This window comes from Enterococcus sp. AAFC-DPL-6103, assembly GCF_058216595.1.
On sequence record NZ_CM177102.1, the window covers coordinates 1,410,394 to 1,422,243 of the forward strand.

Annotated in this window: 9 protein-coding genes; 2 read left to right on the plus strand and 7 right to left on the minus strand. The window is 37.6% G+C overall.

The window, feature by feature from the left end; all coding sequences use genetic code 11:
* Window positions 1–47 precede the first annotated feature (47 nt).
* A complete protein-coding gene (locus tag AC4BC3_RS06780) occupies window positions 48–407 on the plus strand; it encodes a PaaI family thioesterase (protein ID WP_206908064.1) in 360 nt (119 codons plus the stop codon).
* Between the two features lie 62 nt (window positions 408–469).
* Here the strand turns inward: AC4BC3_RS06780 and AC4BC3_RS06785 are convergent, their stop codons facing one another.
* Both AC4BC3_RS06785 and AC4BC3_RS06790 read right to left on the minus strand, forming a co-directional pair.
* On the minus strand, window positions 470–1,711 hold the full coding sequence (locus AC4BC3_RS06785; RefSeq protein WP_490466118.1) for an MFS transporter: 1,242 nt from the start codon (window positions 1,709–1,711) through the stop codon (window positions 470–472).
* Between the two features lie 153 nt (window positions 1,712–1,864).
* Window positions 1,865–2,332, minus strand: coding sequence for a MarR family winged helix-turn-helix transcriptional regulator (locus AC4BC3_RS06790; RefSeq protein ID WP_490466119.1), 468 nt, complete (start codon window positions 2,330–2,332; stop codon window positions 1,865–1,867).
* A gap of 204 nt (window positions 2,333–2,536) precedes the next feature.
* Here AC4BC3_RS06790 and AC4BC3_RS06795 point away from each other — a divergent pair, with 204 nt between their 5' ends.
* Window positions 2,537–3,385 (plus strand): YitT family protein, encoded by an 849-nt coding sequence (locus tag AC4BC3_RS06795; RefSeq protein WP_206908077.1) that lies wholly within the window; start codon window positions 2,537–2,539, stop codon window positions 3,383–3,385.
* A 141-nt stretch (window positions 3,386–3,526) separates the two neighbouring features.
* On the opposite strand, the gene AC4BC3_RS06800 is transcribed toward AC4BC3_RS06795, so the two are convergent.
* Genes AC4BC3_RS06800 through AC4BC3_RS06820 form a run of 5 tightly spaced genes read right to left on the minus strand, consistent with a single transcriptional unit; the run spans window position 3,527 to window position 11,727 of the window.
* Window positions 3,527–4,486, minus strand: coding sequence for a LacI family DNA-binding transcriptional regulator (locus AC4BC3_RS06800; protein ID WP_206908079.1), 960 nt, complete (start codon window positions 4,484–4,486; stop codon window positions 3,527–3,529).
* Between the two features lie 12 nt (window positions 4,487–4,498).
* The gene (locus tag AC4BC3_RS06805) at window positions 4,499–7,810 is read right to left on the minus strand and encodes a GH36-type glycosyl hydrolase domain-containing protein (RefSeq protein ID WP_490467299.1); all 3,312 of its coding nucleotides are present in this window, start codon (window positions 7,808–7,810) and stop codon (window positions 4,499–4,501) included.
* 16 nt (window positions 7,811–7,826) lie between these two features.
* Window positions 7,827–9,977 carry a beta-glucosidase BglX gene (bglX, locus tag AC4BC3_RS06810; protein WP_490466120.1) on the minus strand — a complete coding sequence of 717 codons (2,151 nt, stop codon included), beginning with the start codon at window positions 9,975–9,977 and terminating at the stop codon, window positions 7,827–7,829.
* A gap of 12 nt (window positions 9,978–9,989) precedes the next feature.
* On the minus strand, window positions 9,990–10,820 hold the full coding sequence (locus tag AC4BC3_RS06815; protein ID WP_206898053.1) for a carbohydrate ABC transporter permease: 831 nt from the start codon (window positions 10,818–10,820) through the stop codon (window positions 9,990–9,992).
* Window positions 10,821–10,833: 13 nt separating this feature from the next.
* Entirely contained in the window at window positions 10,834–11,727 is an 894-nt protein-coding gene (locus AC4BC3_RS06820) for an ABC transporter permease subunit (RefSeq protein WP_206908083.1), read from the minus strand.
* Window positions 11,728–11,850: the final 123 nt, after the last annotated feature.

Sequence of the window (11,850 nt, forward strand, 5' to 3'; positions counted from 1 at the left end):
ATTTTTAGTAATCTGTTATACTATGAAAAGAATGGAGTGATGCTTTTATGAATTTATTGGAACATTTACAAATAAAAACGCTAGAACTTTCTCCAGAAAAAGTTGTCTTAGCTTTAGACATCCACGCCATTCATTTGCAACCTTATGGCTATCTGCATGGCGGAATCAATGGTGTCCTGATTGAAACTGCTTGTAGCCTTGGCGCAAATCAACACTTAGAGGAACCTCATTTTGCTGTTGGTGTGGATCTGCAAGTAAATCATCTCAATAAAGCACAGACGGGTACTTTAACTGTCATTGCTGCGCCGGATAAAGTTGGACGTTCTTTACAAGTTTGGCAGGCAGAAATTTTTTTAGATCAACAAATAAAAACCGCAGTCGGACGTTGTACCTTAGCTGTCCAATAAAACAGGTGAAGCTTTCAAGTTATTTTTTGAAGAGCTTCACCTGTTTTTGTTTAGCAGAATGATTAATGGTTAACTATTACTGTTTGAACAGTTTGGTACATCACTAAAATGGCACAGAAAATCAATAAAATCCCCATAATTGCTGGTGCTGAATGTCCCAGTGAAACATATAGCTGTCCACCAATCAGCGGGCCGATAACTCTTGCTAACGATTGAATTGCTTGACTTCCACCCTGCACGCGTCCTTGCTCCTGTTGTGTCACTGCTTTAGATAATAAACCATTGAATGATGGTCCAAAAATTGAATCGCCAAAACCAAAAAGAAACATCCCGATAATGAATAGACTTGGTTGACGAAAGATTGCCGAACCGGCAATCAATAGATAACCAATGATTTCAGCCCCCATTCCTAAGATCACGATTTGATGGTCCGTGAGCCATTTTAATAGTCGAGGCATGATTACGCTTTGAGAAAAAATATCTTGGATACCAATTATTGAAAAAACTAAACCAATAACGGTTGGTTGCCAATGAAAAGCATCAATCGTAAATTGAGAGAATACCGCTTGAAATGCACCGTTTGGAATCCAAAGTAAAAAACCCGTGAACAATAGACGACTGACTTGTTTGATAGAAAGAATATTTTTTAACTGGATAAATGGATTTAGTCGACTAGCAGGAATTGTTGTTAAGCGATTTTCTTTTGCTAAACTTTCTGGCATAAAGAAGTACCCAAATAAAAAATTAAGAAATGTCACAAAAGCACCAGCAAACATCGGGATTGCATAACCAAAATGAGCAAGTAGGCCACCAATCGTTGGTCCGAATACCACACCAACACCAGTAGCGGCACTAATCCAACCAAAATATTTTGTTCGTTCCTCAGTTGGAGTAATGTCAGAAAAGTAGGCAAAAATCGTACCGATCGTTCCGCCTGTGAACCCTTCAATTATCCGACCAAGAAATAAAATCCAAAGTGCACCACCTAAACCAAATACTGTGTACCCGATTGATGAACCTAACAAACAAATCAGCAACACAACTCGTCGACCAAACCGGTCACTTAATGCACCTAATCCGGGAGCTGCTAGAAAAACACAGATAGCATAAACAGAAGTCAATGCTGTCACTACCAATGCCTGATGAGCTGGATTGCTGATATAAGGTTGAACTAAAAATGGAATCACGGGTGAAACAATCGTAAAACCCACACCTGAAAGAAAAACTGAGATCAAGCCAAAAAGAAAAGCCTTTTGGTCGATTTGTTTACGTGTATCATTTGTATTTTGTTGATTAGAAAACATAAAAACTCCTTTGTTAAAACATTATATTGTGTCCTAGGCAACAAAATATTATTCTTTTTTTGTGTCCTTGTCAACAATTTTTGCAAAAAAAAAAATAAAGCGAATGATTCACTCTATTTTTTAAATCACGATCTTCACTCCTAAATTTACTTCTTATAAATCTAATTTTTCGATTTCCTGATTCAGGTGTTGGTCATATTTGACTAAAAACCGTGCTAATTCTTCATACTGTTGTTCCGTCACTTGATTAAAAATTGCTTGATCTCGTTTTTGAAATTCTTCATGTGTTCGCTCGTGCACATCAAAAACTGCTCGTCCCTTTTCTGTTAATTTGAAGTAAATTTCTTTCTTATTATCAGGTTTTTGGTAGCTTTCGATATACCCTTTTGTCACTAATTTTTTAGTTATTTTACTAATCGCACTTCTTGTCATAAACAATGAACTAGCAAGCTTAGTTACATTTGAATCCTGATTCTTTCCAATGAACTCGATACAGTGGACTTCCGATGGTTGGTAGCCTTCTAAACGTTTCTCCATTGTTAATTTATTCAACCATGCCATTTTACTGAAAACATTTCTTGCTTTATCCATAACGGCTGCACTTGTTTCCTCTTTACCCATTTTTTGTCCTCCCGTATGCTTCTTCCTATTTAGTATAGTGATTTTTTGAAGTTGATTCAACTACCCCACTGCTTTTCAAAGCGAAAGAATTATTCGCCATACCTAACAAAAAATATAAACGGTAGTTAACATTACACAAAAATTAGGTTATAATGAATTACTTAGAAGAACGATTAAAACAAACTGTGTTTAGGATGTGAATAGATGAAACAAACAAAAAAGTTTATTTGGACTTACATAAAAATTCTTTTTGCTTTATTCATTTTAGGCGTAAGTATCAACTTATTTTTAGGTCCGCACCACGTAGCGGCTGGCGGTGTTAGCGGACTAGGAATTTTATTTGAATCAGCTTTCGGCATGAACCGCGCTTTAGTTATTCTGGCTTTGAATAGTCTCATGTTAGTGCTTGCCATTCTCTTTTTAGGTAAAAAATTATTTTTAAAAGTTCTTTTTGGTAGCATCGTCTTCCCACTTGTCATTGCCATCGTCCCAGAAACAATGGTGACTTCTGATCGCCTACTATCAGTTATTTTTGGTAGTGCTATTTTTGCCTTAGGTGTAGCAATTTTATATAACAACAATTCTTCTAGCGGCGGAACGACCATCCCTCCTTTGATTTTCAAAAAATATTTCCACTTGAATACGTCTATTGGTTTGCTGTTAACCGATGCTGTGGTAGTTTCTTTAAACTTACTTGTTTTTGGATTTGAAGAATTTCTTTATGCCATCCTTTCCATTGTTATTACTTCAATTGTTATGACTTATATCGAAACTGGTTTAAATCGTAAGAAATCAATTATGATCATGAGTGAGGATTCACTAGAAGAAATACGTGTTCGCTTAAGTGCAGAGATTGGACGTGGTTTGACTTTACTAGAAGCAAAAGGTGGCTATAACCGCAAGTCTAAAGAAGTCTTACTGATTGTCACAACGGATCAGGAATTCACTCGAATCAAACCATTGATCAAAGACATTGATCCCACTGCCTTCGTTATTGCAAGTAATGTCGCTGAAGTTACAGGTAGCGGGTTTACCTACCACCCGATTGAATGATCCCTTTTATGCTTTTTTTAAGGTTTATTTCTTATTCTTAGGACATCCCAAAACTCCTAATTTTTTCCTTTCTTTTCTCAAAAAATAAGCAGAACTTATCTTTGGACTCAAAGTAAGTTCTGCTTATTTTTTGATTTCTGTTTAGCTAAATGATTTTCCATTGATAAATGTCGTATAAATATGTTCGTCTTCCGTAGATTCACCTTGGATCAATTGGATGATTTTTTCTGCTGCCAGCATTCCCCAACGATGTTTAGAATAAGAAATTGTTGCTAATGTTGGTGTCAAAAACTCTCCAATTTCGATATGGTCAAATCCAATTAGGCGGACATCTTTTCCTATTTCATACTGCGTTTCTTTGAAAAATTTATACACACCAACTGCCATTTCATCATTGAAAGCAAAAATATCAATTGGAAAATTTGGTTGGCTAGCTAAGATTTTCTTGGCTGCTTGATAACCAGAAGGCTCAGTAAAATCACCTTCAATTGTTTGATAATCAATACCAAATCGTTGTAGTTCTTTTGTGCTAGCGGCTAAACGCTGCTGACTATCATACGCTTTTGTTGAACCTGTAATCAAGTGAACAAATTTCGTCTGTTTCGCAACCATTTCACCGACTGCCAACGTTGCGCCACCTTTATTATCTAACAAGACTTTCCGAACGTGTTCATGAGAAAGTTTACGATCTAACACAACGATTGAATGCCCTCGCTGTGCAAACTGTAAAATCTCCTGTGAATCAAATGTCCAATCTAAAATAATCGCACCGTCAACCATTCGCTCTGGAATAAACAAATGAGATTTCTCTCCACTGCAAACAATCATCTCATAGTCATAAAAAGCTAAGCCTTTTTTGATACCATCTAATAATTCACCATAGAAACTGCCACCATAATCTGCTAAATAAACGCCGATAATATTCGTTTGTTGTCTTTTTAATGTACGAGCAGCCATATTAGGAACGTAGTTTAATTCATCCGCAATTGCTTTGATTCTTTCTCTCGTTTCTTCCGTCACCTTTTGGCTACCATTCAAAGCGTACGAAACAGTAGAGATGGACACTCCTGCTTTTTTTGCGATATCTTTAATTCCTACCATGTTGCTCATCTCCTAACAATAGATATCAATTCGATTTGTTGCTTGTAAATGTGCTAGAATCGCTTGGTTAGCTACTTTTAGTCCCCCGATTCGATAGGGATTCTCTTCATACTCGATTGGTAATTCTTGCTGGTTCAGTATCACTTTTGATTCATCTGAACCTAAATGGTAATGAATAGTAACTGGTTTTCCTAGTAATCGATAATGAAGGCTCAATTGGTCCAACTCAGTTGGCAGTACTGGATCGAAGGTAACACTCTGACTTGTTTCTCGAATGCCCAAAACACTTGAAATCAATTGACCTAAATAAATTCCTGGGCCACTTGAATAAATACGCCAACCACCTTTTACTGGCACACTTCCATCTTTCAGTTTACCAAAATTTGATTCCGCTTCATACCTTGTTTTGAAATCTCCGTCAGAACTACTGAAATAGACATTCGCTTGTCGTAATTTTGCATGCTTTACTTGATTCGTTAAGCCAATAGGATTAATAATGTTAAGCCCATGCCAAGTTTCTTCTGCCTTGCCTAATTTCGCCATGGCTTCTGTAAAACGAATGTGTGCATGTACATATTGCAATCCAATTTCTCTCCCAAAATTAGCAGATTGCTCCGCTCGTTTGAAGTTGGTACTTACGCCACCTTGATAAGCTGCTGGACGATTCATCAGACGAACACCATCAGGAAACTGTAAATGTTTTTTGATAATGGCTAAATGATGTTCCGCTTGTTCTGGTGTCAACAATTCAGCAATCATTCCCCTAGTCATTGGCAACAAACGATAATGGATGCCCGTCTTTTGGTCGTTTGGATGAATCATCAATTCTACCTCGTTCTGCGAATTCATTCGAACAAAGCCTGGCAACGTGTCTGTTGTAAACATATATGTTTCATAATCCTGTTTTATTTTAGCAACTAATTCACTCAAATGCTGACTATAAGGCTGATCAACCTCTCTCAGTAACAGACTCAGCTTGTTAAGTACTTGATAAGTCAGTGCCACTGTCCAGCTGCTTGCCATTGATTTTTTTAATTGATTATCAAACGGTTGTAGCGTATCATCCCAATCACCATCACCGTAACAAGACAAAGCTGTCCCTGGCAAAAAGTGGGATTCAATGTAGTCAATTTCTTTCTTGATGTGCTCCAATAATGTTGCTGTTTCGTTTGTTTTCAAAAAAGTTTTACGATCAGTATAAGGAATATTTTCAGTTAGAATATCCCAGTCACTCGTTTTATCCAAGTAATCTGCGACAACTTTCATTGGCCAAACAATAACATCCCCATGACTCTCATCTGCTTTTTGTGTTTCATAACGATCAAACATAAACCATTGAGGCCAGTTTCCATCATCAGAGAATTGGTTAGCATAAACTTTTTTGATAATGGATGCCACAACTTCTGGTCGATTCACAGCAAAGAAAAATTCAGTTGGTCCCTGCGAAACATCTCTGGTGCCCCATGCGGCTCCGCCATATTGTTCCAAACCATGTGGAGATAAATAATGGACTAACATATTATGAGTGTACCAGCGTGCGAGGATATTCATTTGATCTACCGCTTGCGTTTCGTGCGTCATTTCAAAGTGATTCAGCAACGATTCAATTGCTTCTGTATATTGTTGGTCTTGCGCTGAAAGAGTTGTTACTTTAGCTGGCTCAAATTCACCTGTCAAACTTGCCTCGATTTTAACTGTCACAGTTGCTTGATTTTCAATCAGAAAAATAGTTAGTTTCTGTTCCTCTTTTGGAAGGGCACAGAACAGTGATTCATCTGTCAACTGAAACGGTTGATCCAAAGTGAAGCGATAAGCGAGATCAGGGTAAGTTTGTTGTGTATCTGATTGTTCATTTCCTGTTACCGTCACCACTTGCTTATTCTGCTCCAGCTGGTAAGTTGGTCGTGCTTCATCGGCTCCCATTACCAGTTGGTTAGTAATCGCAAATGTATATTTTTTTCCTTTTTGACTATGGATCTCTGTTCGAATTTCACGGCCATCAACTATAGTATAGGTCGTAATAGTCAAGAGATCATCATTTAATTTATAGTACCAAGTAGCTGAATTCAACCCCATCTCAAATAAAGAAGGCATTGTCAGAATTTGCCACTCATCTCCCTGTTTCAAATAAATTCTTTGACCAGATTCCTTGATAACATTTAAAGCATTTCGGCTGTTGCTCATCAATTTATTCATTGTCGTATTCCCCAGTACCACTTGGGAATTAAAAATTCCTGGCATATATACAGTTGTGCTTAATAATGGTCGATCAACATCTAAGTCAGTACCACTTAATAAGATATGCCCATGTGTCCGCTCCATTGCTCGCTCTTTTGCTTTGGTAACGACATGATGATAATTGGTTGTAAAGAAAGACAACAATTGCTGGTTTTCTTGTTCAACTTGTTTTTTTACAGGAAAATAGGTCAAGATTTCTTCTTCGGTCATTGTTTCACCAACAATCGGGTCACCGAGATGTTTCGTTACTTCTTTTCCGTCAGATGCGGGAAATGTGTTGTCAAAGTTTAACGAATGGTAAGCGGTGATAACTTCATCTATTGAAAAAACTGGTTTTGTTACAGCCGTCACTTGATTTTCCAGTGTCCCACCGTAAAAAACAATCCTTTGACTTTCCTGATCCACGATTAAGCGCTCTGACTGTAACGCAACATAAGCAAATTCATATTGATAAACTTCATTTGCTAAAAATGGTTGAGTCAATGCTTCTGGCTGGTTTGTTTCTTTATAACTCTGTCCAAAAAATTGATAACCGTCTGTTGAAAAAGCAATAGCATTCGTTAAACTTCCAATTTCAACTAAAGGATAATCTGCTCCTTGGATTTGATTTTGGCGCGAAGAAATCGTGATTTTATCATCAATTTTGGTAATGTGGTGATCCAAGTATTGCGACATATATGCCTCGTTCGAACGAACTGCTCCCGGTAATGCATTCCCTAAATCTTGTCCATAAATCACATCTGCTTGTTGTCCTGTTCCTTGCAAAGTGACTTGCCAAAACCACAAACCAGTGTTTGCTACTTGAAAGTCCACTTGATAATTAACTCCTGCAAATTGACCTTTCCATGTCAATTGCTTCTCTTTTTGGAAAAACTGACTATTCGCATTCGAACCAATCATTGGCGTAAATAAAATGGTTTCTTCTTGGTAAACTCTTAAATAAAGTTGAGTCAAACTACCATCCAAATAATTCCCCATTAGTTGGTTGATCATCATCTCATGACTTTTGATTTCTGCTAAATCACCTGTTGGCAGAAAAGAAAAACGGATATTTTTTTCTGTCAAATCAATCATTTTTTGTGTCATCATTTATTCTTCCTATCTATTTTTTTAAGTTGAAACGCACTGACGAAACTTCTCGGCTGTTTGGGCCAACCATTGCTTCAAACTCACCCGCATCACTGCTCGTTTCTTGGTTACTGTGTACATATCGTAAAAGCGACTCATCAATCGAAAAAGTTACTGTTTTCTCTTCAAAAGGTGCCAATCGTACTTTTTTGAACCCTTTCAACTCTTTGACTGGTCGAACAACTTCACCAACTAAATCACGAATATAGAGCTGGACCGTTTCTTCTCCCGCATAAGCCGATTGGTTTTTGATCGCAACAGAAACCGTGAGCTCTGTTGTCGGTGTCAACTCATCACTAGTTAAAGAAATTTCTGAATAACGAAAATCGCTATAACTTAAGCCAAATCCAAAAGGATATTTTGCCTCATTTGAAACATCTAAATATTTTGAAACATATTTTTCATCAGGTGTGGTCTCAAATGGACGACCGGTGTTATCACAGTTATAATAAATCGGTACTTGACCAACTGTTTCAGGAAAAGACATGCTCAATCGCCCACTTGGATTATATTTTCCCCAAAGAATTTCTGCTAAAGCTCGTCCTCCTTCTGTCCCAGGGAACCAGGCTTCAATGATTCCTTTTGCTGCATCAATTCCTCGTAAATCCAAGGGACGACCATTATATAAAGTGACAACAACTTGGTCATTTACTTGCAAAACTTGTTGGAAAAAGGCTAATTGCGCTCTCGGTAAACGAATATCACTACGACTCGCTGCTTCGCCACTCATTTCTTCTAGTTCGCCTAATGCGATAACAACTTTATCTGCTTGTTTTGCTAACAATAAAGCCTCTTGAATCGCCACAGTCGTCGGTTCTAAATAGTCAAATACTTCGTTTCCAATTAACAATCTATTGCTTAAACTTGTGGCACCTTCGACTAGTGAAATGGCTTCTTCCGATTTCCCTTGCCAAGACCACGCGCCTAAAATTTTCTTAGAAGCAGCAGCTGGACCAACAACAGCGATGGTTTCCTCTTTTTTAAAAGGTAAGATGTCATCATTTTTCAATAACACCATTGATTTTTTAGCAATCTCACATGCGATTGCTCGATGTTCATTTGATAGAACGATTTCTTTTTCTTTTACTGGGTCTGCACCACGAAATGGTTGTTCAAATAAACCTAACTCATTTTTCAATTCTAAAATTCGAACGACAGCTTCATCTAATAATTCGACCGGAACTTGACCTTCTTCAATCAACTCGCTTAAATAATTGCTATAGCAAGTCGTCATCATCTCAATGTCTACTCCAGCTATTAATGCTTGCTTGGCTGCTTCTTTCTCGTCTTTTGCTACGCCGTGCGGAATCAGTTCCTTGACCGCTCCCCAATCAGAAATCACAACACCTTGAAAATCAAATTCCTTCCTGAGAATTTCTCTAAACAACCACTTATTCCCTGTCGCTGGAATACCATCCACGGTGTTAAAAGAAGTCATTACTACCTTAGCCCCCGCTTCTAGTGCAGCTTGATACCCAGGAAGATAACTCTCTCTCAGTTGGCGTTCCGACATGTTCACTGTGTTATAATCACGGCCAGCAATTGCTGCTCCATAAGCTGCAAAATGTTTAACACAAGCAGCCACTCGGAAAAAGTCTTCTTTCAAATGCTCTCCTTGGTATCCTTTCACAAAACGTTCGGCAAAACGACTATTTAGAAATGAATCTTCTCCAGTTGATTCCATCACTCTACCCCAGCGAGGATCTCGAACTAAGTCAACCATTGGTGAAAAAGTCACGTGTAACCCAGACACAGCGGCTTCTTTTGCTGAAATCTCTGCCATCTTTTCAGCAGCATCCAGATCCCATGAACTCCCTAAACCTAATGGAATTGGGAAAATCGTTCGAAACCCGTGAATGATATCTGCCATCAAAATAGTAGGGATACCCAACCGATTTTTTTCTAAATATTTTTTTTGGATTCGGATGGCTTCTTCTGCACCCGAAACACCTAGTGTCGTCCCTGCATTGGCAATCGTTGTCTCGGTTAAACCTAAATCAGCCATTGGACCTGTTCGTTCTTCTGCGTTTTCTGAATAAAATTCAGCCGCTAATTGTAACAGTTGATCGATTTTTTCTTCTAACGTCATTTTTTTGAGTAAATCCAGAATCTCTTGTTGCTTCATACGTAAGCTCCTCTATTTATTACCAGACACATTGTACCCATCTAGAATATATTTTTGTAAAAACATAAAGATAATGATGATTGGCACGACCATAAAAGCAGAACCTGCCATTTGTAACGCATAATTGTTTGCATATTGTCCTTTTAATAACTGCAATCCAACTGATAACGTGTAGTATTTTTCATCACTTGCCATAATCAATGGCCATAAGAATGAGTTCCAACCACCAATAAACGTTGCAATTCCTTGAACAGCTAAGACGGGTTTAGAAATTGGTAAAATGATTCTCGTAAAAATAAACCATTCACTTGCTCCATCCAAACGCGCAGCTTCTAATAATTCATTTGAAATTGCCGACATGAACTGTCGGAACAAGAAAATACCATATGCGCCAACTAAACCGGGTAAGACGATCCCTGGCATCGTATTAGTTAAATTCATTGAATTCATAATTAAGTAAACGGGTATCATTGTCACTTGACCAGGAATCATCATCGTGGCTAACACTAGATAAAAAAGTGGTTCTCTGCCCTTAAACTTGTACTTAGCAAAACCAAAACCTGCCATGGCATTAAAAACCATTCCTAAAAAGGAAAAGGCGACAACAATCAGTGTATTTTTCAAATAGGTTGTAAAATCAAACGCATTGAACAATTCAATAAAGTTATCTAAACTAGCTTTTTCTGGAAAGATTTTGGGTGGAAATTGCATGATTTCCATATCCGTTTTTAAGGAAGATAACAACATCCAAATAAACGGCAGCATCCAAACTAGCGCACCAATTGCTAGAACCAGACCCATAACAAATTTTGCTCGTTGATTGCTTTGTAATTCTTTATTCATAACAGTCACACCTTTACAGTTGATTTTCAAAATTGCGTTTTTGCATTCTAAACTGGAATAAAGTAACTAGGATAATCACTGCAAACAAAATGAATGACCCTGCAGCAGCATAACCAAACTTACTGAATTGGAACCCATTACGATAAATGAATAACGCAACTGAAGTCGTGCTATCTAGTGGTCCACCATTCGTCATTACAAATGGTTCTTCAAAAAATTGAAGCCAGCCGATTAAAGTTGTCACCGTTACAAAGAAAGTTGAAAAACGTAATGATGGTATCGTGATATAAAAAATCTGGGCTTTTTTTGAAGCTCCGTCTAATGATGCTGCTTCATATAATTCTTTGGGAATCCCTTGAATTGCTGCCAAAAAGATCAACATGTTCGCTCCAACCGCTCGCCAAACCCCCAAGATGATCAAAGAGATTTTTGCGATTGTTGGATCTGTTAACCAAGGCACAGATGGCAAATGTACTAAAGACAGCAGATAGTTCAAGAAACCAAAACTTGGATTGTAAAGGTAACTAAACACCACTGCAACAGCGACCACGTTGGTAATTGCTGGCGTGTAAAAAATCATTCGAAAAGCTGAAAATATTTTATTTTTTCCAAAGTTAATCATCAATGCTAAACCTAATGACATGACAATGACCAATGGTACACCTAAAACAACATAAAAAATCGTATTTTGAATGCTTTTTAAAAACACTGGATCGCTGATGATTTCTTGATAGTTATCGAATGAAACAAAATTAATTTTTGACCAATCAGCTAATCCTACCAAGCTCATATCAGTAAAACTAATAAAAAAAGCGACAAAAATCGGAATGATTGAAAAAAGCAAAAGTAAAAGAAGTGCAGGTGCAATAAATAAGTAAGGTGCTTTAAGTGTTCGACTTTTTTTCACTTTCAGGACTTCCTTTCTAGAATGGTGAAAGCCAACATGATTGCCAAAGTTGAGAAACAACCATTAGATTCTTTCGCCGGTTTAATTGAATAAATCGACCTGAGATCGCGACACGAGCTGCTG